Here is a 24,162-nt window from a genome sequence, read left to right on the forward strand (position 1 = left end):
TGCACGGCGCGGCCCGGCCCTCCGGCGTGCTCAGGCCTGCCGGCCGGCCCACCACTCCTTGAGCGCGGCGACGGCCGCCTCGTGCTCCATGGGGCCGTTCTCCAGGCGCAGGTCCAGCAGGTGCCGGTAGGCCAGGCCGACCTCCCGGCCCGGTGCGATGCCCAGGATCTCCATGATCTGGTTGCCGTCCAGGTCGGGCCGGATGGCGTCCAGCTCCTCCTGCTCCCGCAGCCGCCCGATGCGCTCCTCCAGCGTGTCGTAGGTGCGGGAGAGGGCGGCGGCCTTCTTGCGGTTGCGGGTGGTGCAGTCGGAGCGGGTCAGCCGGTGCAGGCGCTCCAGCAGCGGCCCGGCGTCGCGGACGTAGCGGCGCACCGCCGAGTCGGTCCACTCGCCGCTGCCGTAGCCGTGGAAGCGCAGGTGGAGCTCGACCAGCCGGGAGACGTCCTCGGTCAGCTCCTTGGAGTACTTCAGCTCCCGCATCCGCTTGCGGGTCATCTTGGCGCCGACCACCTCGTGGTGGTGGAAGGAGACCCGGCCGTCGGACTCGAAGCGCCGGGTGCGGGGCTTGCCGATGTCGTGGAGCAGCGCGGCGAGGCGCAGCACCAGGTCGGGCCCGTCCGTCTCCAGGGCGATGGCCTGCTCCAGCACGGTCAGGGTGTGCTCGTAGACGTCCTTGTGGCGGTGGTGCTCGTCCCGCTCCAGGCGCAGGGCCGGGAGCTCCGGCAGCACGTGGTCGGCGAGGCCGGTGTCGACCAGCAGCTTCAGGCCCTTGCGGGGGTGGGGCGCGAGGAGCAGCTTGTTGATCTCGCCCTGGACGCGCTCGGCGGAGACGATGGTGATCCGCTCGGCCATGGCGGTCATCGCGGCGACGACCTCGGGTGCCACCTCGAAGTCGAGCTGGGCGGCGAAGCGCGCGGCGCGCAGCATCCGCAGCGGGTCGTCGGAGAAGGACTCCTCCGGGGTGCCCGGGGTGCGCAGCACGCGCGCGGCGAGGTCCTCCAGCCCGTGGTGCGGGTCGACGAACACCCGGTCCGGCAGGTCCAGGGCCATCGCGTTGACGGTGAAGTCGCGCCGGACCAGGTCCTCCCCGATGGTCTCGCCGTAGGTCACCTCGGGCTTGCGCGAGGTGCGGTCGTAGGCCTCGGACCGGTAGGTGGTGATCTCGATCTGGAAGCTGCCCTGCGGGGTGTCCTTGCGGGCGCCGACCGTGCCGAACGCGATGCCGACGTCCCAGACGGCGTCGGCCCAGCCCTTCACGAGCTTCAGCACCTGCTGGGGGCGGGCGTCGGTGGTGAAGTCGAGGTCGTTGCCGAGCCTGCCCAGCAGCGCGTCGCGCACGGAGCCGCCGACCAGCGCAAGCCGGAAGCCCGCATCGGCGAAGCGGCGGGCGATGTCGACGGCGACCGGTGCGACCCGGAGCAGCTCCCGGACACCGCTCTCCTGGGCCTCGGAGAGGGCGCGCGGGGCAGGGGCGGCGGTCGCTGCGGCGGGTTCGGGGCTGCCGGGAATGTTGACGTTAGGCACGACCCACAAGGGTACGTGCCCGCGCCGCCGGCCCGCCGCCGTGTTTCCCCGGCGGGGGCCTCCCGGGCCGCATCACCGGGGCCGCCGGACCGTCGTTACCATGCCAGGGCGCGGCATCGCGCGGCACCCTGGACGGAGCACGGCCCCGCACGGACGGCGCGGGACCTGTGAGGACGCACGGGCCCCTGTACGGCGCGCACGGAACCGGCGGCGCACAGGAAGGCCCGCAACGGCACACAGGCCCCGTGCAGCGCGCGGGACACGGCACGACAGGCACGGCACGGCACGGCACGGCACACAGGTACACGGCACCGGCGGGGCCCGCAGCAGTGGCAGCGGCGACGGCGAAGAGAACGGCGAGGGCGAGGCGCGTGGGCGAGGCAGCACGGTACGCGGGGAGGTCGGGCCGCGGCCTGCGGCCGGGCGGTGCGGCCGGGCCGCTCCGCCGCGGCGCCGCACTGGCGGGCGCCTGTGCGCTGGCGCTGTTCGGGGGCACCGCGGCGGCCCCCGCCGCGCAGGCCGGCACCGTGCCCGGTGCCGCGCCCGTCCTCGCGCCGCAGGCCGGACCGGCCGCCGCCGTCCCCGCGGCCGCGGCCTCCGGGGCCGGCCGGCTGCCGGGCGCCAGCAGGCCGTCCGCCCGCTACCCGGTGTCCCTCGCGATCGGCTCCGTCTCGCCGTCCCACCTGTCCGGGCGCGACGCGAAGGTCACCGTCAGCGGCACGGTGACCAACGGGGGCAGACGGGTCGTGCACGGCGCCGCCGTCGGGCTGCGCACCGGCACCGGGCAGCCGCTGCGGATCCGCAGCCAGATCGCGATCGTCGCCGGCCGCACCGACCCGGTCATGGGGGACGGGCAGGCGGTCCCCGGGGTCGGCTCCGCCCTCGCCGACCTGGCGCCGGGCGCCACCCGGCCGTTCACCGTGACCGCCAAGGCGTCCCAGCTCGGGCTCTCCGACAACGGGGTGTACGAGCTGGCCGTCGACGTCCACGGACCCGCCCAGGCGGCGGGAGCCCTCCCGGGCACGCTGGGCATCGCCCGCACGTTCCTGCCGTACTACCCGGCCCCGGGGGACATCCCGCGGACGCGGATCGCCACCGTGTGGCCGGTCACCGACGCCCCGCAGCTGGTCCCGCAGACCCTCGCGGACACGACGCAGTCGCCGGTACCGGTGCTGCGCGGCGACGGCATGGCGGAGGAGCTGGCGCCCGGCGGCCGGCTGAACGAGCTGGTGACGGCGGGCGGCAGCCTGTCGAAGGTGACCTGGGCGGTCGACGGCGACCTGCTCGACACGGCCGCCGCCATGCAGAAGCCGTACCAGGTGCAGAACAAGGGCACCCAGGGCGAGGCCGCGACCCGGGCCGACACCACCCCCGGCACCGGCGGCGACCGGGCCGCGACCTGGCTGGCCATGCTGCGCAACGCGGTCCGGGGCAACGAGGTGGTGGCCCTCCCGTACGCCGACCCGGACCTGGCGTCGGTCGCGCACAACGGCCGCGGCGTCGCGGGCCTGGACACCGCGCTGAAGCGCTCCGTCGCGGCGGGCGACGTGACCACCGAGTACCAGCTCGCGACGGACGCCCGCAACGACGTGGCCTGGCCCTACCAGGGACACGTCGACCCGCAGGTGGTCGGGACGGCCCGCACCACCGGGAGCCGCCTGCTGCTGGTGAACGGCGCCGACATGCCCGAGGCCGGGTCGGTGACCCACACCGCCAACGCCGCACGGCCCATCGGCGGCGGCATGACGGCGGTGGTCTCCGACGCCGCCGCCTCCGGCCTCTTCACGGGGAACCTCGGCACGCAGGCGGCACGGCGGCTGGCGGTGCAGCGGTTCCTCGCCGAGACCCTCACCATCACCCTGGAGCAGCCCAACCTGCAGCGCAGCATCCTCGTGATGCCGCCGCGGGGCATGTCCGCGGACGCGGCCGACACCCTGGCCGAGGCCCTGTCCCAGGCGACCGCCGGCAAGTGGGCGACGCAGGCGACCCTCAGCACGGTGGCCCGGGCCCCGAAGGACCCGGCCGCCACCACGCGGGTGCCCTCCGCCGCCCGGTACCCGAGGGCGGCGCGCGCGACCGAGCTCTCCCACGCGGCGCTGTCGCAGATCATGGGCACGCAGCGCGGCCTCGACCGGCTGATGGAGGTCCTCACCCAGCCGGAGCGGGTCCGCGGCCCGTTCAACCGGGCGATACTGCGGGCGACGTCCACGGCCTGGCGGACCGACCGCCCCGGCGGCCGGGCCTACCGCGACGGCGTCGGGGACTACCTGGGGACGCTCACCTCCGCGGTGCGCCTGGTGAAGAAGAGCGACACCACCCTCTCCGGCGACTCGGGCATGATCCAGGTCAGCGTCGAGAACGGCCTGACCCAGCCCGTCCGCAACCTGGAGGTCCGGCTCACCGCGGTGCCGTCGACCTACCTGACCGTCTACAGGCCGACACCCGAGACGCTGGACATCGACAGCGAGGTGAAGAAGTCGGTCCGGTTCCCGGCCAAGGCCTCGGTCAACAGCACCGTCCACATGACCGCCCAGCTGTGGACCACCGGCGACGACCCGCAGGCGTACGGGGACCCGGTCGAGTTCGACCTCAAGGTGACCGACGTCAGCAGCGGCGTGCTCTGGGTCATCGCCGGCGGCGTGGTCCTGGTGCTGCTCGCGGGCGTGCGCATCTACCTCCAGCGGAGGAAGCGCGGCGACGACGGCACGGAGCCCGCCTCCGAGGGCGCCGAGCGGCCCGACGGCGGCGCGGACCCGGCCGGGCCCCGGCCCGGTACCGTCGGGGAGGACTCCCCCCGGGACGACGCCCGCGCCGGGGGCTCCCGTGCCGGGGGCTCGGCGGCCGGCGGCGGCGAAGACGCGGAACACCCGGCCCGCAATGAGAAGGTGGGGCCCTGAACCCCGCAGACAGCCCGACCTGACCAGCGAAGAGGTGGCATGAGCGCGCCGCGCGACGACAGAGCACAGGACCGCGTCCCCCAGGGCCGGCCCGGCGCCGCCGCCCCGGCGCCCGGCGCGGACCCGTACCTGCAGGACACCTACGGCCGGGACCCGTACGCGGCGGACCCGTACGGCCAGGCCGACCCGCTGCAGGACCCGTACGGGGCCGGGGCCCGTGCCGGGGACCCGTACGCGGCCGCGGCGCAGCCCCAGGCCCCGGCCCAGGGGCAGGCCGGGTACGCGCACGGCGGGTACGCCCAGGAGGGGTACGGCGGGGCGTCCCAGGCCCAGGGCGGGCACCCGCAGGAGGGGTACGCCCAGGACGGGTTCGCGCAGGACGGGTACGCGCAGGACGGGTTCGCGCAGGACGGCCGGGGCGGCTCCGCCTGGGACAGCGAGACCACCGAGTACGTCGGCATGGACGGCCTCCTCGGCGGGCCCGCCGGCCGCGGCAGGGCCCGGGAGGAGTACACCGGGTCCGCCTACGAGGCCGGCGTCGCCGAGGAGTACGCCCCCAACTGGTACGGCGAGGCCTCCGGCGACCTCCACGCGGAGGACAGCGGGACCGTGCCGCTGATCGCCGTCGAACCGCCGCTGGAGGAGGAGGCCGAGGAGGCCCGGGGCGGGGACGGGGCGCCGCGCAAGGGCGGCAAGGTGTCCGGCCTGCTGAACTCCAGCGCCGTCATGGCCGCCGGCACCCTTGTTTCACGTGGAACGGGCTTCCTCCGCACGATGGTCATCGCGGCGGCCATCGGCATGGGCCTCACCGGAAGCTCGTACACCGCCGCCAACACCCTCCCCACGCTGCTGTACATCCTGGTCGGCGGCGGCGCGCTGAACGCCGTCTTCGTCCCCCAGCTCGTGCGGAGCATGAAGAACGACGAGGACGGCGGCACCGCCTACGCCAACCGCCTCCTCACCCTGGTGGTCGTCGGCCTGGCCGGCGTGGTGTTCCTGACCGTCCTCGGCGCCCCGCTGCTGGTGCGGATGGTCTCCAACTCGATGATGCAGAACCCCGCCAGCGCGGACACGACGGTCGCCCTGGCCCGCTACTGCCTGCCCACCATCTTCTTCATGGGCGTCCACGTGGTGATGGGGCAGATCCTCAACGCCCGCGGCCGCTTCGGCGCGATGATGTGGACCCCGGTCCTCAACAACATCGTGGTGATCTTCACCTTCGGGATGTACATCTGGGCCTTCGGCACCTTCTCCACCACGAAGGTCCAGCCCGGGACCATCTCCCCCGAGGGCATCCGGCTGCTCGGCATCGGCACCCTGCTCGGCCTCGCGGTCCAGGCGCTGGCGATGATCCCCTACCTGCGGGCCGCGGGCTTCCACTACCGCCCCCGGTTCGACTGGCGCGGCCACGGCCTCGGCCACGCCGCCCGGCTCGCCCGCTGGACCTTCCTCTTCGTCCTGGTCAACCAGGCCGGCTTCCTGGTCGTCACCCAGCTCGCCACGGCCGCCGAGAAGGTCGCCAAGAGCCACGGCTTCGAGAACGTCGGCCTCGCCGCCTTCTCCAACGCCCAGCTGCTGTGGCAGCTCCCGCAGGCCGTCATCACCGTCTCCGTGATGAGCGCCGTCCTGCCCCGCATCTCCCGGGCCGCCTCCGACGGCGACGCGGGCGCCGTCCGCGACGACATCTCCTACGGTCTGCGGACCTCGGCGGTGGCCGTCGTCCCCGCCGCCTTCCTCTTCCTCGCACTCGGGCCCTGGATCGGCTCGGCCATCTACGACATCGGCGGCGACCACGGCGGCCGGTCGGCCGGCTACATGCTCTCCGCCTTCGCCCTCGGCCTGATCCCGTACTCGGCCCAGTACGTGCTGCTGCGCGGCTTCTACGCCTACGAGGACACCCGCACCCCCTTCTCCAACACGGTGTGGGTGGCGGCGACCAACGCCGTGGCGTCCGTCCTCTGCTACCTCCTGCTGCCCAGCCAGTGGGCGGTCACCGGCATGGCCGCCGTCTACGGCCTGGCCTACGTGGTGGGCGTGACCGTGGCCGTGCCCAAGCTGAAGCGCCGGATCGGCGACATCGACGGCAGGCGGGTCGGACGGACCTACAGCCGCCTGATCGCGGCCTGCGTGCCGTCCGCCGCCGCCGGCCTCTGCACGGCTCTCGCCGTCTCCCACCTGCTCTCCGGCTGGGTCGGCAGCGTCGTCGCCCTGCTCGTCGCCGTGGGCGTGCAGCTGGCGGTCTTCGTCGCCGCCGCCCGGGTGCTGCGGGTCGAGGAGGTCAACTCCATGGTCGGCATGGTCCGGGGGCGTCTCGGCCGCTGAGACACGCGCGTGCGGGCCCCGGGACCGGGTAGTCGGTCCCGGGGCCCCTTTGCGTGCCGAGGGTCCGGACCGGGATGATCTCCTCCTACCCGGAAGCACCCGGGCCGGAGGTCTTCCGGTCACCCCAGGGCAACGTTCCCGACGTCCCACCGGTCGTACTCGGACAGGGAGACTGGGCACAATTGGCCTGGACGGCTTTGACATCATCCGGGGCGACGCAAGGGGAGGCAGGACGACGGTGGCGGATCGCACCAGGGCCGCCGTCGACGTGGTGGCCGAGGACGGCGCGGACGGTACCGCCGCCGCCCCCGGCAGCGCGGGCGACGGACGGACGGCCCCCGGCAGTCGGCATCAGGAGTCCGCCCGATCGGGCGAGGAGGGCACGGAGGACACCGTCGCGGCCCCGGCGCCGGGCACGCCCGGCACGCCCCTGACGAACGGCACGCCCCTGACGAACGGCGCGGCCCGGGTGAACGGCGCGGCCGCCACCGCCGACGACGCGCGGACACCGGGGACGGACGGGCCGGACGACCCGGTGCCCACCCTGCGTCCCGCACCCGTGCGGCACAGCGGCGACAAGGTCGCGGGCCGCTACCGGCTGGAGGAGTGCATCTCCCAGGCCGGCGTCTTCACCAGCTGGCGCGCCGTCGACGAGAAGCTGCGCCGCGCCGTCGGCATCCACCTGCTCGCCGCGGGGCACGAGCGGTCCCGCGCCGTGCTCGCCGCCGCCCGCTCCGCCGCGCTCCTCGGCGACCCGCGGTTCGTGCAGGTCCTCGACGCCGTGACCGACGGCGACCTGGTCTACATCGTCCGCGAGTGGCTGCCCGACGCCACCGACCTGGGCACCCTGCTGGCCGCCGGCCCCATGGAGCCCTACGAGGCCTACCGCATGGTGCGCCAGGTGACCGAGGCGGTCGCCGCCGCGCACCGGCGCGGCCAGTGCCACCTGCGGCTCACCCCCAAGTGCGTGCTGCGCACCGACAGCGGCCAGTACCGGATCAACGGCATCGCCGTGGACGCGGCGCTGCACGGCCTGAGCGACGAGGAGGCGGAGCGGGACGACACCCGCGCCGTCGGCGCGCTGCTGTACGCGGCGCTGGCCCACCGCTGGCCGTACCCCGAGGACCGGTACGACCTCCAGGGCATGCCCCGCGAGATCGGCTGCGTGCCACCGGACCAGGTGCGGGCGGGCGTGCACCGGGGCCTGTCCGAGATCGCCGTCCGGGCGGTCTGCGACACCCCGCCGCGCCACCTGGAGCCCATCACCACGCCCGACGAGCTGGCCGCGGCCGTCGCCGCGGTGCCGAAGCCGCGCCCGCCGGACCCGGAGCCGGTGGTGGCCCCCTCCTACCCGTCCACGTACCCCAAGCCCGCAGCCGCCGACCACGTGCGGACGGCCTTCCACGCGCACGCGCCGACCGCTCCGGCGCCCGCGGGGGCACGGCCGCGGCGGAGCGGCGGGCGCGGCACCCGGGTCGCCACCTGGGGCGCCTTCCTGGTGCTGCTGGCGGCCGTCGGACTCGGCAGCTGGCTGCTGGCCGACCGGATGCGCCACCGGGGCGAGGACTCGGCCGGCACCCGGACCCAGTCCACCGAGGTGCAGAAGGGCGGTGGCGGGACGCAGTCCAAGGCCCCGCCCAGGCCGCTGACGATCGCGGGGGCGACGGAGTTCTCCCCCCTCGGTCCGCCCATATCCGGGGACGAGGTCGGCCTCACCCACGACGGCAGGCCCGGCACCGCGTGGATCACCTCGCACTTCAAGGGGCAGCCGAGGTTCGGCAACCTCTCCTACCGCGCCGACGGCAGCGGGATCGTGGTCGACCTCGGCAACGTGCAGGACGTCTCCGTGGTGAAGGCCACCATGTACGCCGCCGGACAGGAGGTCGACGTCCGCGCGGCCGCGGAGGACGCCACCGCCGTTCCCGCCACGCTGGACGGCTTCCCCCGGACGCTTCAGAGCACGACCGTCGCGGGCAGGCTGCTGACGGTGCGGACGGCCGCCCCGGTCCGGACGCGCTACGTCCTGATCCACATCACCTCGCTGCCGCCCGAGGGCCCGGGGAGGTACCGGGGCGGCATCGCCGAGATCAAGGTGCTCGGCTGAGCACGGGCCGGGGCTGACGGATCCGGCGGCAGGTGGCAGGGTGGAGCGCAGCCGAGGACAGGGGGAGGTGCCGATGGAGGGCTCCGTGCCGTCCGCCGACGACTCCTCCCCCCGTGCCCCCGCCGCCGCGGCCGCCGTCGGCGGCGGCGGCCCGGGGGCGCTGCGGGACCTCCCGGACGACGAGCTCCTCGCCCGCCACGTGGCGGGCGACCCGCACGCCTTCGGCGAACTCGTGCAGCGGCACCGGGACCGCCTGTGGGCGGTGGCCCTGCGCACCCTCGGGGACCGCGAGGAGGCCGCCGACGCCGTCCAGGACGCGCTGATCTCCGCCTTCCGCGCCGCCCACTCCTTCCAGGGGCGCTCCGCCGTCACCACCTGGCTGCACCGCATCGTCGTCAACGCCTGTCTGGACCGCGTGCGCCGCTCGGCGGCCCGCCGCACCACACCGCTGGACGACGACCACCGGCGGATCGACACCCTGCTCGGTGCCGACGAGGCGGCGGACGCCCCGGTGGTCCGGGGCGAGCTCCGCCGGGAGCTCGCCTCGGCCCTGGCCGAGCTCCCCGCCGAGCAGCGCAGTGCGCTCGTCCTGGTCGACATGCAGGGCTACCCGGTGGCCGAGGCGGCGGAGATTCTCGGTGTGCCGGTCGGCACCGTCAAGAGCCGCTGCGCGCGCGGCAGGGCCCGCCTGCTGCCCCTGCTGAAGCACCTGCGGGACGCGGCCGACGGTCCGCCGGCCGGTGTTTCACGTGAAACAGGCGCCCGTACCGCACCGGGGGCGGCCTCCCGCGCGGACGGCCCGCCGCCGGACCGGCGCGCCGGGGGTGTCCGCCCCGGCGGGGGAGGGAACCTTCCGGGCGGCGGCCCCGTCCCAGGGAGGACCGCGGCTCTCCCGACCGGAGACGTGACCGCAGGAGGAGGTGCAGCACCCGCATGACGCCGATCGATCCGGGCGACGGCCCGACCGGGCCGCCTCCCCGCAGCGCCGCCGACATCCCCGAACCGGTCTCCCACCCCGCCGTCGAGGAGATCGCGGACCTCACCGAGGACCTTCTCCCGCCGCAGGACGCCGATGCCGTGCGCGCGCACCTGGACGGCTGCGCGGAGTGCGCCGACACCAGGGACGCACTGCTGGAGATCCGCTCCCTCCTGGGCGACTCCGGAACCCCCCGGATGCCCGCCGACGTCGCGGGCCGCATCGACGCCGCGCTCGCGGCGGAGGCACTGCTCGCGTCCGCCCCCCTCGGCGACGGGGACGCCTGGGCCGCGGCACTCGCAGCGGCGCCCGGAGCGCCCGACGGACCCGCGGGCCGGGACGGCGCGGAGCGCCCTCCGGACGCGGCCGCCCAGGACGGGGAGACCCGTCCGGCACCGGCGCGCGGCACCCCGGCGGCCGCAGGCGCCGCCCGGCCCGCCGGCACCGGTGACGGCGGGACGGCCGCGGGAGGCGGCAGGACCCGGCCGCCCGGCCGCTCCGGGCGGGGATCCGGGACCGCGGCGCCGGGTGCCCCGGGGCCCGGGCGCCGCGCCCGGCGGCGCCCTGCGCGCGTCCTGCTCGCCGCCGCCGCGCTGGCCGTGGTCGCCGGATTCGGCGGCCTGCTGCTGAACGGCTTCACCAACGACGGGGGCGGCAGCACCGCCGACTCCGCCGCCTCCGCCGTGCGGGCGCAGGGCAAGGCGGGCGGGCCCGCCCGCTCCGCCCCCGGCGGGGCGCACGCCCTGCAGGCCCCGCAGCCCCGGGGGGCCGCCCCCCGCGCCGGCGGCACCGGTACCGAGTACACCGAGCAGGACCTCGGGCCGCAGATCATGCAGCTGGTGGGGGACCGGATCCCGGCCCCGTCCGTCTCGCCCCTGCCCAGCGCCCCGGCGGGCGCCTCCTCCGGATCCCGTCCCCGGGGGGCGGACGGGACCGTCCGGCCCGGGTCCCCCACGGGCCCCGGGGCCGCTGCGGGGGCCGGTCCGGCGCCGGGGTCCCGGGGGGAGGACGCCCCGTCGCTCCCGGTCTGCGTGCTGCAGGCCACCGGCCGCGCCGACGACCGGCCCGTGGCGACCGACCTCGGCACCTTCCGGGGCGACCCGGTCGCCGTCGTCGTGTACCCGGCGGACGGAGACGGGGACCTGGAGGTGTTCCTGGTCGACGCCACCTGCGACCTGCGCGCGCCCGCCGCACCGGGCACGGTCAGACTGCACCGGACCGTCACCGGTCGCTGAGCGGCGCCGCGCCGCAGGCCGTCCGCGGCGCGGGTGGCCGCGCCCCCTGCGGGAATGCGAGAGGATGGGGGACCGTTGTCCCGGGCGGCGGAGCAGACCGCCCTCCCGCAGACCTCGCGGGCCGCGATGCGAACCAGGAGATGCAGTGAGCGACGTCCGTAACGTGATCATCATCGGCTCCGGGCCGGCCGGCTACACGGCGGCCCTGTACACCGCGCGTGCGTCCCTGAAGCCCCTGGTCTTCGAGGGTGCGGTCTCCGCCGGCGGCGCCCTGATGAACACCACCGAGGTCGAGAACTTCCCCGGCTTCCGCGACGGCATCATGGGCCCGGACCTCATGGACAACATGCGCGCCCAGGCCGAGCGGTTCGGCGCGGAGCTCGTCCCCGACGACATCGTCTCCGTCGACCTCACCGGCGACGTCAAGACCGTCACCGACTCCGCCGGCACCGTCCACCGCGCCCGCGCCGTCATCGTGACCACCGGCTCCCAGCACCGCAAGCTCGGCCTTCCCCGCGAGGACGAGCTCTCCGGCCGCGGCGTCTCCTGGTGCGCCACCTGCGACGGCTTCTTCTTCCGCGACCAGGACATCGCCGTGGTCGGCGGCGGCGACACCGCCCTGGAGGAGGCCACCTTCCTCTCCCGCTTCGCCCGCTCGGTCACCCTGGTCCACCGCCGCGACACCCTGCGCGCCTCCAAGGCGATGCAGGAGCGCGCCTTCGCCGACGAGAAGATCTCCTTCGCCTGGAACAGCGCCGTCGAGGCCATCCACGGCGACCCCAAGCTCTCCGGCCTGACCCTGCGCGACACCGAGACCGGCGAGACCCGCGAGCTGCCCGTGACCGGCCTGTTCATCGCGATCGGGCACGACCCCCGCACCGAGCTGTTCAAGGGCCAGCTGGAGCTGGACGAGGAGGGCTACCTCAAGGTCGAGGCGCCCAGCACCCGCACCAACCTGGCGGGAGTCTTCGCCGCCGGCGACGTCGTGGACCACACCTACCGGCAGGCCATCACCGCCGCCGGCACCGGCTGCTCCGCCGCGCTGGACGCCGAGCGCTACCTCGCCGCCCTCGCCGACAGCGCCCCCGAGCACACCCGCGAGCCCGAGCAGGCCGCCGCCGCCCTCTGACCCCGCCCGGGCAGCGGCCCCTGTTCCACGTGAAACACCGCGCGGCGGTCCCGAAACAGATCGCGTCCGCCGCGTGTTGTCCCCTGTGAGACCGCGCGATCCTCCCCGCGTCGCGCATCCCCCGACACACCCGAGGAGTCCCTGTGGCCGGCGCCACCATCACCGTGACGGACGACACCTTCGAGACCGAGGTCCTGAAGAGCGACAAGCCCGTACTCGTCGACTTCTGGGCCGCCTGGTGCGGCCCGTGCCGCCAGATCGCCCCGGCGCTGGAGGAGATCGCCGCCGAGTACGGCGACCAGATCACCGTCGCCAAGCTGGACATCGACGCCAACCCGGCGGTGCCCGCCAAGTACGGCGTCCTCTCCATCCCGACCCTCAACGTCTACCAGGGCGGCGAGGTCGTGAAGACCATCGTCGGCGCCAAGCCGAAGGCCCTGCTGCTCAAGGACCTCGCGCCGTTCATCTCCGAGTGACGGCACCCGTCCGCGCGCGTTGACACCGGCCCCTACCGGCCGGTGACCGAGGCGGCCGCCCTTCCGGGCGGCCGCCTCCCGCATGTCCGGCAGCCCTCCCGGGCCGGTCCGGCCCTCGCGGACACCTGGCCGCCCGCCACGGATGCGGACCGCCCCGCTGCCGGGGCGCAGGCCGTCCGGCGGGCCGGTGTGGACCCCAGGCGGTGCGGGGGCCCCCTTCCGACGGGCGGGGAGCCGTCCCCGGCGGCAGGCGGCACGGCGGCCCCGGAGGACGGACCTGCTAGAGCGGCCGCAGTGCCGGCTCCTTGCGGGCCCCGCCGAGGAGCCGCTCCAGGGCGACCTCCACATCGCCCTTCCACGAAAGGGCGGACCGGATCTCCAGCCGCAGCCGGGGGTGCCGGGGGTGCGGACGCACCGTCTTGAAGCCGACCGCCAGCAGGTGGTCGGCGGGCAGGATGCAGCCCGGCGCCTCCCACCGCGCGTCGCCGAACGCCTCGACCGCCCGGAAGCCGCGCCGCAGCAGGTCCTTGGCGACCGTCTGCACCAGGACCCGGCCCAGCCCCTGCCCCTGGTAGCCGGGCACGATCCGGGCGGTGATGAGCTGCACGGCGTCGGGGGAGACCGGGCTGGTGGGGAAGGCCAGCGACCGGGGCACGTAGGCGGGCGGGGCGTAGAGCACGAAGCCGACCGGCACGTCGTCCACGTGGACGATGCGGCCGCAGGACCCCCAGTCGAGCAGGACCCCCGAGATCCAGGCCTCCTTCTCCAGCTCCGGCCGGCCACCCTTGACGGCCGCCTCACCGGTCACCGGGTCGAGCTCCCAGAAGACGCAGGAGCGGCACGGCAGCGGGAGGTCGGCGAGGTTGTCGAGCGTCAGCGGAGCGATCCTGCGGCCCATGGTTCACACCCTCACACGGACGCCGCGCGGAGCACAGGCAGCCACCGCGGCGGCACCGCTCCGGCCACCGACCCCGGCGCGCCCGCCCGCCCCGACGGGGTGCGCGGCGGACCGGCCCGCGGGCCGGTCGGCGCTCCCGCCGGGGCGGCGGAACCGGTCGTCGACAAGGCCGCCGACGAACCCGCCGACACCGCCGATCCCGAATCCGATCGCCACGAGTGCCGTTCTCGACAGGGCGTGCATGTCCCCTCCAGGGAGATGGGCTGAGCTGTCACCCGGTACGGCGTTCTCCGGCGCATCCTACCGAGCGTCCGTGCACCCGGGCAGAGCGTGAACCCCGGTGCCACCCGCCCGGCGGGGGAGGGGAGGACCTCCGGGGAGGCCGGGGTCGGCGGGCGGACGCGCCGCAACCAGGGGAGGAACGCCGCAAGGGGAAGGCGGGGCACGGGGAGGCGGGGCACGGGGAGGCGGGGTACAAGGAGGCGGGGCAACGAAGGAGCGCGGCCATAGAGACGCACGGCAATGGAGAGGCCGGCCCGGTTCCACGTGAAACACGTGCACCGGACCGGCCCCGGCCGGTCAGACCATCAGACCGACGTCACCGCCACCGCCCTGCGGCGGTTACTCGGCGGGAGCGCCCCGCTCCTCGCCCCGGAGCGACCCCTCGCCCGGCGCCAGGCTGTCGAGGATGCGGTTCAGATCCTCCATCGAGGCGAACTCCACCACGATCTTCCCCTTGCCGATCTTCCCGTTGCGCTGGCCGACCTCGACCTTCACCCGCGTCTCGAAGCGGTCCGAGAGACGGGTCGCCAGCTCGCCGAAGGCGGGGGAGATGCGGCCGCCGGGGCGGGGGCTGCTCCGCCGGGTGCGCTGCCCCATCGTGCGGACCATCTCCTCGACGGTGCGCACCGACAGCCCCTCGGCGTTGATCCGGGACGCCAGCTTCTCCTGCTCCTCCAGGTCGTCGAGCTGCATCAGCGCCCGGGCGTGCCCGGCCGAGATGACGCCCGCCGCCAGCTTCCGCTGGACGACGGGGGACGCCTTCAGGAGGCGCAGCGTGTTGGAGACCTGGGGCCGGGAACGACCGATGCGGTCGGCGAGCTCCTCGTGGGTGCAGCCGAAGTCCTTCAGCAGCTGGTCGTAGGCGGCCGCCTCCTCCAGCGCGTTGAGCTCGGCCCGATGGAGGTTCTCCAGCAGGGCGTCCAGGAGCAGCTTCTCGTCCTCGGTGGCCCGCACGATGGCGGGGATGCGCTCCAGTCCGGCCTCGCGGGAGGCACGCCAGCGGCGCTCGCCCATGATGAGCTCGTACCGGTCGGGACCGGTCTGCCGGACCACCACCGGCTGCAGCAGGCCCACCTCCCTGATGGAGGTGACCAGCTCCTGCAGCTTCTCCTCGTCGAAGACCTCCCGGGGCTGACGGGGGTTGGGGGTGATCGCGTCCAGGGGGAGCTCGGCGAACCGGGCCCCCGACACCGGGGCCAGTGCGGAGGCCGGCCCGGGAGCGGCAGCGGGGGCGCCTGGGGCGGGTACGGCCGGTGCGGCGGGACCGCCGTCCGTCGGCTCCGTGCCGCGGGCCGCCTCGGCGGCGGCCTTCGCCGCCACCGTGCCGCGGCCCGCCGGGAACACGGGGACCGCGGTGGGCGACGCGGCCCCGGGGGAGATCAGGGTCCGGCCGTTCGGCAGGGGGTGCCCGACCGCCTCGGCCGCGGCCGGGGCCTCCGGCTGTGCCGGCGGCCGCTCCGTGTCGGCCCCGCCCGCCGCTGGCGGGATCAGTGCTCCGAGCCCTCGGCCCAGACCCCTGCGACCACTCACCGGTTGCCCTCCATCGTGCTCTGCTCGTGCGCCGGCCCGGCCTGCACGCCGGAACCGTACTCCTGGCCCTGCGGTTCTGCCGGTCCGGCCGGCGCGGCGGCGCGAAGCGCCAGCTCCCTCGCCGCCTCCAGGTAGGACAGCGCCCCGCTGGAGCCCGGATCATAGGTCAGGACCGTCTGACCGTAGCTGGGCGCCTCCGAGATCCGTACCGAGCGGGGGATCGCGGTGCGCAGCACCTCCTTGCTGAAGTGGCTGCGGACCTCCTCGGCGACCTGTGCGGCCAGCCGGGTCCGTGCGTCGTACATGGTCAGCAGGATGGTGGAGACGTGCAGGTGGGGGTTGAGGTGCGCCCGCACCAGCTCGACGTTGCGCAGGAGCTGGCCGAGCCCCTCCAGGGCGTAGTACTCGCACTGGATAGGGATCAGCACCTCACGGCCGGCCACCAGGGCGTTCACCGTCAGCAGGCCCAGTGAGGGCGGGCAGTCGATGAGCACGTAGTCGAGCGGCTGCTCGTACGCCTCGATGGCGCGCTGGAGCCTGCTCTCCCGGGCGACCAGCGAGACCAGCTCGATCTCGGCGCCCGCCAGGTCGATGGTGGCCGGGACGCAGAAGAGCCCCTCCACCTCGACCACCGGCTGCACCACGTCGGCCAGCGGCTTGCCCTCCACCAGCACGTCGTAGATCGAGGGGACCTCGGCGTGGTGGTCGATGCCGAGCGCCGTGGAGGCGTTGCCCTGCGGGTCGAGGTCGACGACCAGCACCCGGTTGCCGTGGAAGGCCAGCGAGGCGGCCAGGTTGACCGTGGTCGTCGTCTTGCCGACGCCGCCCTTCTGGTTGGCGACCACGATGACCCTGGTCTGCGCCGGCCGCGGCAGCCCTTCCCCGGTCCGGCCCAGCGTCTCCACGGCGAGCTGCGCGGCCCGCCCGATCGGGGTGTCGACGACGGGTCCGGCGTCCATCGGCACGGGAGTCTCGGAGTCCTGCATGGGCGCCAGTGTTTCACGTGAAACAAGGCGACTGCGCCCGGGGGACGGGTCCGCTCCGGGGTGGCGCGCGGGGGAGGCGGGGCGGCTCTCGATGCGGGGGCCCGGAAGCGGATCCGGGCGACGGCCCGCCCACAGCGCGGCTGCGGCGGCTGAATCCACGGGGTCGGTCACAGGCTGAGCGCCCTGGACGTCGGACGGCAAGGGTGGGCTCCCCTCTCCGGGCCGGTCGGAAGCTGAGGTCTCGGACACGACGGTCCTCGACGCATCATCGCGCAGCAGCGGGTGCCCGGGGGCGGGATGCGGGTGTTCCGCCCTCTCCGCAGCCGGATCTTCACCCGGAGGGGCGGCAGCGGGGGCCGCAGCCCTGCTGCGGCTCAGGATTCCTGGAAGCAGGGAACGACGTTTCACGTGAAACACCATGCCCGTTTTGTCGCATATCCGAGGGCGCGACACTCCGGACCGTACGGCAAAGGGCGGCAGCCGCACCTGCGGCCACCGCCCTGTCCGTCGTCCCGCGCCCTCAGCGGCGCCGTTTCCCGCCCCCGCTCCGGCCGCCCGTGGAGCCCCGTCCGGCGGGGGCGCCCCGCCCGGCCCGGGCGGCCCTGGCCCGCCGGGTCGCGGCACGCACGCCTCCCGGGCTCTCGCCGACCCGGACGCGGACCACGTGGGTCGGCGTCTCCACCGTCCCCGCCCCGGCCTGCACGACCGACCACTCCACCGCGCCGAGCCGGGTCAGCGCGGCACGCGCCTCGGCCAGCTCCTGCTCGGCCGTGTCGCCCTTCAACGCGAGCATCTCCCCGTAGGGACGCAGCAGCGGAAGACCCCAGCCGGCCAGCCGGTCCAGCGGGGCCACCGCGCGCGCAGTCACCACGTCCACCGAGAGCCTGCCGATCATCTCCTCGGCCCGGCCGCGCACCACCGTGACATTGGCCAGGCCCAGCTCGCGGACCGCCTCCTCCAGGAAGGTGGTACGGCGCAGCAGCGGCTCCAGCAGGGTCACGGAGAGGTCCGGCCGGGCCAGCGCCACCGGGATCCCCGGCAGTCCGGCGCCGGAACCGACGTCGCAGAGTGAGCCCTCCTCGGGAAGCACCTCCGCCAGCACCGCGCAGTTGAGCACGTGCCGCTCCCACAGCCGGGGCACCTCGCGGGGGCCGATCAGGCCGCGCTGGACCCCCGCCGTCGCGAGCAGGCCGGCGTACCGCACCGCCGCGTCGAAACGGTCCCCGAAGACCTTCCTCGCAGCCGGCGGGGCCTCGGGCAGCCCCTCCCCGTCCCCTGCGGCAGGCGTCCCTGTCTCCATCCCAGCCTCTTCCCTCACCGGACCCGCCGACTCACCGGGCCCACCGACTCACTCTGTCCACCCATTGCGCCACCCGCTGCGCCCACCGGCGCGCCACCTCCTCCGGCCCTGCGCCCGTCCGGCGGACGGGCCCGCCACCGGGCGGGCGGAGGAACGGCCTGCGAGGACTCCTGCCCACCGCACGCGTTCCACGTGGAACGCCGCCCGCACCGCACCGGCGCCCCCGGTCCCACGGCACGACGGCCCCGCCCGCACAAGGCGGACGGGGCCGTCGGCGCGCCTTCCACGGCGGTCCCGGGCAGCCGCCTCAGGCCGGCAGCACGACGACGCGCCGCTGCGGCTCCTCGCCCTCCGACTCGCTGCGCAGGCCGGCCGCCGCCACCGCGTCGTGCACCACCTTGCGCTCGAAGGGGGTCATGGCGGAGAGCCTGACCGGCTCGCCCGTCTCCTTCACCTGGAGCGCGGCCTTGCTGCCGATCTCCGCCAGCTCGGTCCGCCGACGCGCCCGGTACCCGGCGATGTCGAGCATCAGCCGGCTGCGCTCGCCGGTCTCCCGGTGGACGGCCAGCCGGGTCAGCTCCTGGAGCGCCTCGAGCACCTCGCCGCCCTGGCCGACGAGCCGCTGCAGGCTGCGCTGGGCACCGGAGCCCTCACCCACGATGGAGACCGAGGCGCGCTCGCCCTCGACGTCCATGTCGATGTCACCGTCGAGGTCGGCGATGTCCAGCAGGCCCTCGAGGTAGTCCGCCGCGATCTCGCCCTCCTGCTCCAGCCGGGCGATCAGGTCGTTCTTGGACGGGGAAGCGGGCGCGGGGGCGTCCGCGGCGGCGGAGGTGGTGGTGCCTTCCGTCACGGAGTGACTCCTTCGGAGAAGAGGGGGACGAAGATCAGGGGGTAGCGGTCAGGACTTCTTCTTCGGCCGCTGGCCGGCCGGCTGCGGCGTCCGCCGGCCCGGCTGGCCGGGGCGCTTGCCGCCGCCCGGTGCGGCCTTGGCCGGGGCGCCCTGCGCCGCGTCGGCGGTCCCGGTGCCGGCGGTGTCGTCGGAGGGACGGCCCATCGGGGCGGCCTGCTGGCGCTGCGCCTTGGTCTGGCGCTTGGGCTGCTGGCGGACGACCGGGGCGGCCGGGGCCTCGGGCTGGACCGGCTCCGCCTTGCCGCCCTTGACCAGGGAGGTGAGGCCGCCCCTGACGGGGGTGCCGTCGGCGTTCAGCTTGCCGGACTTCTTCAGGCGGTCCTGGCGCTCCGTCCAGGCCTTGCTGCCGGGGGTCGGGTTGCGGCGGATCACGAAGAGCTGCTGGCCCATGGTCCAGACGTTCGTGGTCAGCCAGTAGACGAGGACACCGACGGGGAAGTTGATGCCGAAGACCGCGAACATCACCGGGAAGACGTACATCAGCATCTTCTGCTGCTGCATGAACGGCGTCTTGACCGTGAGGTCGACGTTCTTGGTCATCAGCTGGCGCTGGGTGACGAACTGCGACAGCGACATCAGGATGATCATCGTGATGGTCACGATGCGGACGTCGGTGAGGGAGGCGCCGAGGGCCGAGACCTTGTCCGCGGAGTCGGTGAACTTCACGGAGAGCGGGGCGCCGAAGATGCGCGCCTTCTGCGCGCTCTCCAGGAGGGTCTGGTCGATGACGCCGACCGTCTTCCCCTGGGCGATGTGGTTCAGCACCCGGTAGAGCGAGATGAAGAACGGCGACTGCACCAGGATGGGGAGGCAGCTCGAGAAGGGGTTGGTGCCCGCCTCCTTGTAGAGCTTCATCATCTCTTCGGACTGGCGCTGCCGGTCGTTCTTGTAGCGCTCCTGGATGGCCTTCATCTTCGGCTGGATCGCCTGCATGGCCCGGGTCGCCTTGATCTGCTTCACGAAGAGCGGGATCAGGCAGATCCGGATGACGACCACGAGCGAAACGATGGAGAGACCCCACGCCCATCCCGTGTCCGGCCCGAAGACATGGCTGTACAGCGAGTGGAACTGGACGATGATCCAGGACACCGCCGCGTAGAGAGGACTCAGGATCGCGTCCACGAATCAGGCTCCTTGGGCATTTGGCGTGGGCGCCGGGTTGTCGACCGGGCCGGAGGTCTGGGGGGCGGCCGGGCACTGGGGGTCCCGGCCCGCGAGGCGGTCGCGCAGGATCCGGTGCCACACGGGCCGCCGGCGCGGCGGGACGTGGTCCACACCTCCCGGGGACCACGGGTTGCAGCGCAGGATGCGCCAGGCGGTGAGGGCGGTTCCCTTCACCGCTCCGTGCACCCGGATCGCTTCGTAGCCGTAGCGGGAGCAGGAGGGGTAGTACCGGCAGACGGGGCCGAGCAGCGGGCTGATGGTCCACTGGTAGACCCGGATCAGCCCCATCAGCAGGTACTTCATCGCCCTGCTCCCGTCGGCCCGATAGCGGTCGTCTCCGTCCTGAGCAGCCGCCGCAGGGCTGCGTCCAGGTCGCGTTCCAGGTCCGCGTGGTCCGCCGTCCCCGCAGGGGGCAGCGCGCGTACCACTATCAGGCTACCTGCGGGCAGCAGGGTCAGACGCTCCCGGACGAGGTGACGCAGGCGACGCTTCACGAGGTTCCGCACGACCGCCGGACCGACGGCCTTGCTCACGACGAAACCCGCACGCGTCGGGGGAGCAGTCTCCCCCGACGCGTGCGGGCCGAAGTCGTCGCGGCCGCCGGCCGTCCGCCCCTCCGTGCCACCCCGTGCGAGGTGGACGACGAGCAGGGGCCTGCCGGCACGGCGTCCGCGTTTCACCGCGATCGCGAAGTCCTGGCGCCGCCTCAGCCGGTTCTCGGTGGGCAGCACAACATGACCCTGGAAGCCGGATCAGGCGGACAGGCGCGCGCGGCCCTTGCTGCGGCGGGTGGCCAGGATGGCGCGGCCGGCGCGGGTGCGCATCCGCAGCCGGAAGCCGTGGGTCTTCGCGCGGCGGCGGTTGTTCGGCTGGAAGGTGCGCTTGCTCACTCGGGGACTCCAGGGATCAATCGTAGGGTGGCGGGGCGTCGCCTGGCCGTCACCGTGCGTCCGCGCGATCCCCCTCGCAAGAACCTGGGGAACAAGGCGTTTCACGGCGCCTGCGCTGCTGCACCTGGTACGTACGGGTGACCCGCGGGCATGCGGCAGCGGCCATCGACAACTCGACCTGGTTACGGTACGCGGAGCGGGGACCGCGGGTCAAACCGGGTGAGGGCGCGCCGTCCGGGACACCCCCGGACACCTCGCGCCGCCGCGCCCCGCTGTGCACAGCCTGTGGACAACGACTTGAACCGAGGCGGCGCCGCTGATTACCGTTGCAGGATCTGTCTGCGTTTCCCAGGTTTCCCAGGTTTCCCAGATCCCCCAGTCAACCCAGATCTCCCCGTGACTCCCGCACCCCGCCGGCCCGTGTCCCCGAGCGCCTCCCGCCACCACGCGGAGGACAGGCCCCGGGGCGGCGGCCCGGGGCACCGGGCCCCGACCAAGACCACCCCAGAGGTGGGACGAGAAAGCGTGCACCAGTGGCTGATGTCAACAGCGATCTCGCTCCTGCCTGGGCGAAGGTCGTCGAGCGGCTGGACGGCGACGCGGGGGTCGGGGACAGCGACAAGATGTGGCTGCGGCGCACCCAGCCGATGTGGATGATGCACGACACGGCCCTGCTGGCCGCGCCGAACGAGCGCGCCAAGCAGGTCCTGGAGGGCCGGCTGCTGCCGCTGCTGAGCGAGATCCTGGGCAGCGAGTTCGGCCGGCCCGTGCGGATCGCCGTCATGGTGGACGCCAACGCAGTGCCCCCGGCCCCCCTCGCCGCGCCGGCCCCCGCCGAGCCCGAGCAGGCGCGCCCCGAGCCGCCCCGCTCCGAGCCGGTCAGGTCCGAGCCGCCCCGCTCCGAGCCGGTCAGGTCCGAGCCGCCCCGCTCCGAGCCCCCGCGGCAGGAGTACCGGGACGACGCCGACCGCGACTACCGCCCCGCGGGCGAGGGCACGGGCTGGCCGCCCCACACCCGCCAGCCGCAGGACGGCGGGTGGACGGGCTGGCCCCCCGGCGGCCCGCGCGTCGGCTACGAGCAGCTCCGCTACGACGGCGGCTACGACCAGCGGCCCGCCCCGTACGACCAGCGGCCCGGATGGGCCGACCAGGGAGGCTGGGCCCCCGGCGGCGGGTACGGCGGATCCCCCTACCCCCAGGACCGCCGCGGCTACGACGACGACCACCGGACGGACCGGGCCGACCGCGGCGACCGCGTCGGCGGCCACGAGCGGGGCGAATGGCCCCCGCTCTCCGAGCGTCCCGCCGGGTCCGGCGACGCCTTCCGCCAGCTCCCCCCCGAGCCGTCCCGCGGCGGCCGCGACGCCCGGGACACCCGGGACACCCGGGACACCCGCGGCGGCCAGGGGGACCTGCTGGGCGGGCACCTGCTGGGCGGCGAGTACGGCGAGGGCCAGCACCCCGGCGGGCGGGGCCCGGCCGGCCCCGAGGGCGACGGCCGGCACCAGCCGGAGCGGCAGTCCGACGGCGGCCCCGGGACGGGACCCCTCCCGGCCGTGCGGCCGTCGGGGACGCCCGCGGCGGCCCCGCCCGCGGCCGGCGCACACGTACCCGGCGCACACGTACCCGGCGCACACGTACCCGGCGCACACGTACCCGGCGCACACGTGCCCGGGGCGCCCCTGCCGGGCGGCCCCCTCGCCGGCCAGGGCGCCGGCGGCCCCCGCAAGGACGAGCCCGCCGCCCGGCTGAACCCCAAATACCTCTTCGACACCTTCGTCATCGGTGCCAGCAACCGGTTCGCGCACGCAGCCGCCGTCGCGGTGGCCGAGGCGCCCGCCAAGGCGTACAACCCGCTCTTCATCTACGGGGAGTCCGGCCTCGGCAAGACCCACCTGCTGCACGCCATCGGCCACTACTCGCGGAGCCTGTACCCGGGCACCCGCGTGCGGTACGTGAGCTCGGAGGAGTTCACCAACGAGTTCATCAACTCCATCCGCGACGGCAAGGCGGACGCCTTCCGCAAGCGGTACCGAGACATGGACATCCTGCTGGTCGACGACATCCAGTTCCTGGCGAGCAAGGAGTCGACGCAGGAGGAGTTCTTCCACACCTTCAACACCCTGCACAACGCCAACAAGCAGATCGTGCTCTCCTCGGACCGGCCGCCGAAGCAGCTGGTCACGCTGGAGGACCGGCTGCGCAACCGCTTCGAGTGGGGCCTGATCACGGACGTCCAGCCGCCCGAGCTGGAGACCCGGATCGCGATCCTGCGGAAGAAGGCAATCCAGGAGCAGCTGAACGCCCCGCCGGAGGTGCTGGAGTTCATCGCCTCCCGGATCTCGCGGAACATCCGCGAGCTGGAGGGCGCGCTGATCCGGGTCACGGCGTTCGCAAGCCTCAACCGGGCGCCGGTGGACCTGGAGCTCACCGGCATCGTGCTGAAGGACCTCATCCCGGGAGGTGAGGAGGCCGGCCCGGAGATCACGGCGAAGACCATCATGGAGCAGACCGCCGCCTACTTCGGGCTCGGCGTCGAGGACCTCTGCGGCTCGTCCCGCAGCCGGGTGCTGGTCACGGCGCGGCAGATCGCCATGTACCTGTGCCGGGAGCTCACTGACCTGTCGCTGCCCAAGATCGGTGCCCAGTTCGGCGGCCGCGACCACACGACCGTGATGCACGCCGACCGGAAGATCCGGTCCCTGATGGCGGAGCGGCGGTCGATCTACAACCAGGTCACCGAGCTGACCAACCGCATCAAGAGCTGACCGGACCGGGCCCGGCGGCCCCCGGGGACCGCAGCTGCGGCCCGACCGGGCCGTGGCCCGACCACAGCGCGGCCGGGCCGTGGCCCGACCACAGCGCGGCCGGGCCACGGCCGGAACCAGACGCACCGGAAAGCGGATGCGCCGGAAAGCGGATGCGCCGGGATCGGGGCGGACAGAGGCCCGCAGGAGGGGCGACGGGAGAGTTCTCCCGTCGCCCCTCCGCCGTTCGGGGGGCAATCCGCTTTCGTACGGACGCCCGTCCATTCGAACGTTTCCGGTCGGCGACCGGGAATTCCACAGGAGGGGGTGTCGTCGGCCGTCCACACCCTGGGGAACGCCCGGTTGTCCCGATCTCCTCCACACCCCTGCTCCCAGTAGGCTCGTCCCCCCAGCTCACCCGCCTGTGGGCTTGTGGGGAACCATTGTCCACAGGCTGTGGACGACTGGCGGGCCGTCAACACCTCGCCGCGGTTGTCCACTGCCCGTCCCCAGGACCAGCCGGTTTGTCCCCAGGTTCTCCACAGCGACGTCCACAGTTCGGCAAGCCGGGAGGGCCTTTCACCGGTGCGTGTGAAAGCGGTCACATCAAGGGGGAGGTGTGGCCGGTGGGTAACCTGGGTAAAACCTGTGGGCGACCTTGGGGAGAACCTGGGGACCGCTGTGGAAGCGCTGTGGGGAAACCGGCCCCATCCACAGAAACGGCCTGTTCGTCCACCGCGCCGCCCACAGGACCGGTGGACAAAAAAGGGGCTCTGAGCTGCCCGGACA

The 24,162-nt window shown here is 74.5% G+C and carries 18 protein-coding genes; 8 read left to right on the top strand and 10 right to left on the bottom strand.

The window, feature by feature from the left end; translation table 11 throughout:
- Positions 1-30: 30 nt before the first annotated feature.
- On the bottom strand, positions 31-1,422 hold the full coding sequence (locus LO771_RS07130) for a CCA tRNA nucleotidyltransferase (RefSeq protein WP_230649462.1): 1,392 nt from the start codon (positions 1,420-1,422) through the stop codon (positions 31-33).
- A gap of 473 nt (positions 1,423-1,895) precedes the next feature.
- On the opposite strand from LO771_RS07130, the gene LO771_RS07135 reads away from it, so the two are divergent.
- The 7 genes from LO771_RS07135 (at position 1,896) to trxA (ending at position 12,663) form a co-directional block, all read left to right on the top strand.
- Entirely contained in the window at positions 1,896-4,421 is a 2,526-nt protein-coding gene (locus LO771_RS07135; RefSeq protein ID WP_230649131.1) for a DUF6049 family protein, read from the top strand.
- Between the two features lie 39 nt (positions 4,422-4,460).
- Positions 4,461-6,743: a murein biosynthesis integral membrane protein MurJ gene (murJ, locus tag LO771_RS07140; protein WP_230649132.1), complete on the top strand. Its 2,283-nt coding sequence runs from the start codon at positions 4,461-4,463 to the stop codon at positions 6,741-6,743.
- Between the two features lie 238 nt (positions 6,744-6,981).
- Complete coding sequence (locus tag LO771_RS07145) at positions 6,982-8,847, top strand: protein kinase family protein (RefSeq protein ID WP_230649133.1); 1,866 nt, start codon at positions 6,982-6,984, stop codon at positions 8,845-8,847.
- Positions 8,848-8,887: 40 nt separating this feature from the next.
- Positions 8,888-9,784: an RNA polymerase sigma factor SigM gene (gene sigM, locus LO771_RS07150; protein ID WP_230649134.1), complete on the top strand. Its 897-nt coding sequence runs from the start codon at positions 8,888-8,890 to the stop codon at positions 9,782-9,784.
- On the top strand, positions 9,781-11,058 hold the full coding sequence (locus LO771_RS07155) for an anti-sigma factor (protein WP_230649135.1): 1,278 nt from the start codon (positions 9,781-9,783) through the stop codon (positions 11,056-11,058). The genes sigM and LO771_RS07155 overlap by 4 nt, the downstream gene beginning before the upstream one ends.
- A 145-nt stretch (positions 11,059-11,203) precedes the next feature.
- Positions 11,204-12,187, top strand: coding sequence for a thioredoxin-disulfide reductase (gene trxB, locus LO771_RS07160; RefSeq protein WP_230649136.1), 984 nt, complete (start codon positions 11,204-11,206; stop codon positions 12,185-12,187).
- Positions 12,188-12,330: 143 nt separating this feature from the next.
- Complete coding sequence (gene trxA / locus LO771_RS07165; RefSeq protein WP_230649137.1) at positions 12,331-12,663, top strand: thioredoxin; 333 nt, start codon at positions 12,331-12,333, stop codon at positions 12,661-12,663.
- A 280-nt stretch (positions 12,664-12,943) separates the two neighbouring features.
- Here the strand turns inward: trxA and LO771_RS07170 are convergent, their stop codons facing one another.
- The 9 genes from LO771_RS07170 to rpmH form a co-directional block, all read right to left on the bottom strand.
- Positions 12,944-13,561, bottom strand: coding sequence for a GNAT family N-acetyltransferase (locus LO771_RS07170; protein ID WP_230649138.1), 618 nt, complete (start codon positions 13,559-13,561; stop codon positions 12,944-12,946).
- 621 nt (positions 13,562-14,182) lie between these two features.
- A complete protein-coding gene (locus tag LO771_RS07175) occupies positions 14,183-15,373 on the bottom strand; it encodes a ParB/RepB/Spo0J family partition protein (RefSeq protein ID WP_374228090.1) in 1,191 nt (396 codons plus the stop codon).
- Entirely contained in the window at positions 15,370-16,332 is a 963-nt protein-coding gene (locus LO771_RS07180) for a ParA family protein (RefSeq protein ID WP_374228106.1), read from the bottom strand. Before LO771_RS07180 ends, LO771_RS07175 begins: the two co-directional genes overlap by 4 nt.
- A gap of 547 nt (positions 16,333-16,879) precedes the next feature.
- Positions 16,880-17,659: a 16S rRNA (guanine(527)-N(7))-methyltransferase RsmG gene (gene rsmG, locus LO771_RS07185; RefSeq protein WP_230649140.1), complete on the bottom strand. Its 780-nt coding sequence runs from the start codon at positions 17,657-17,659 to the stop codon at positions 16,880-16,882.
- 307 nt (positions 17,660-17,966) lie between these two features.
- Positions 17,967-18,512: a R3H domain-containing nucleic acid-binding protein gene (locus LO771_RS07190; RefSeq protein ID WP_230649141.1), complete on the bottom strand. Its 546-nt coding sequence runs from the start codon at positions 18,510-18,512 to the stop codon at positions 17,967-17,969.
- 48 nt (positions 18,513-18,560) lie between these two features.
- Positions 18,561-19,694 carry a membrane protein insertase YidC gene (yidC, locus tag LO771_RS07195; RefSeq protein ID WP_230649142.1) on the bottom strand — a complete coding sequence of 378 codons (1,134 nt, stop codon included), beginning with the start codon at positions 19,692-19,694 and terminating at the stop codon, positions 18,561-18,563.
- Positions 19,695-19,697: 3 nt separating this feature from the next.
- Positions 19,698-20,039 (bottom strand): membrane protein insertion efficiency factor YidD, encoded by a 342-nt coding sequence (yidD, locus tag LO771_RS07200; protein ID WP_230649143.1) that lies wholly within the window; start codon positions 20,037-20,039, stop codon positions 19,698-19,700.
- Positions 20,036-20,467 (bottom strand): ribonuclease P protein component, encoded by a 432-nt coding sequence (gene rnpA / locus LO771_RS07205; RefSeq protein WP_230649144.1) that lies wholly within the window; start codon positions 20,465-20,467, stop codon positions 20,036-20,038. The genes yidD and rnpA overlap by 4 nt, the downstream gene beginning before the upstream one ends.
- 21 nt (positions 20,468-20,488) lie before the next feature.
- Positions 20,489-20,626 (bottom strand): 50S ribosomal protein L34, encoded by a 138-nt coding sequence (gene rpmH, locus LO771_RS07210; protein WP_003975051.1) that lies wholly within the window; start codon positions 20,624-20,626, stop codon positions 20,489-20,491.
- A gap of 533 nt (positions 20,627-21,159) precedes the next feature.
- Between rpmH and dnaA the strand changes: the two genes are divergently transcribed.
- A complete protein-coding gene (gene dnaA / locus LO771_RS07215) occupies positions 21,160-23,394 on the top strand; it encodes a chromosomal replication initiator protein DnaA (protein WP_308188852.1) in 2,235 nt (744 codons plus the stop codon).
- Positions 23,395-24,162 lie beyond the last annotated feature (768 nt).

The sequence above is a fragment of the Streptacidiphilus sp. ASG 303 genome (assembly GCF_020991365.1).
Taxonomy (GTDB): domain Bacteria; phylum Actinomycetota; class Actinomycetes; order Streptomycetales; family Streptomycetaceae; genus Peterkaempfera.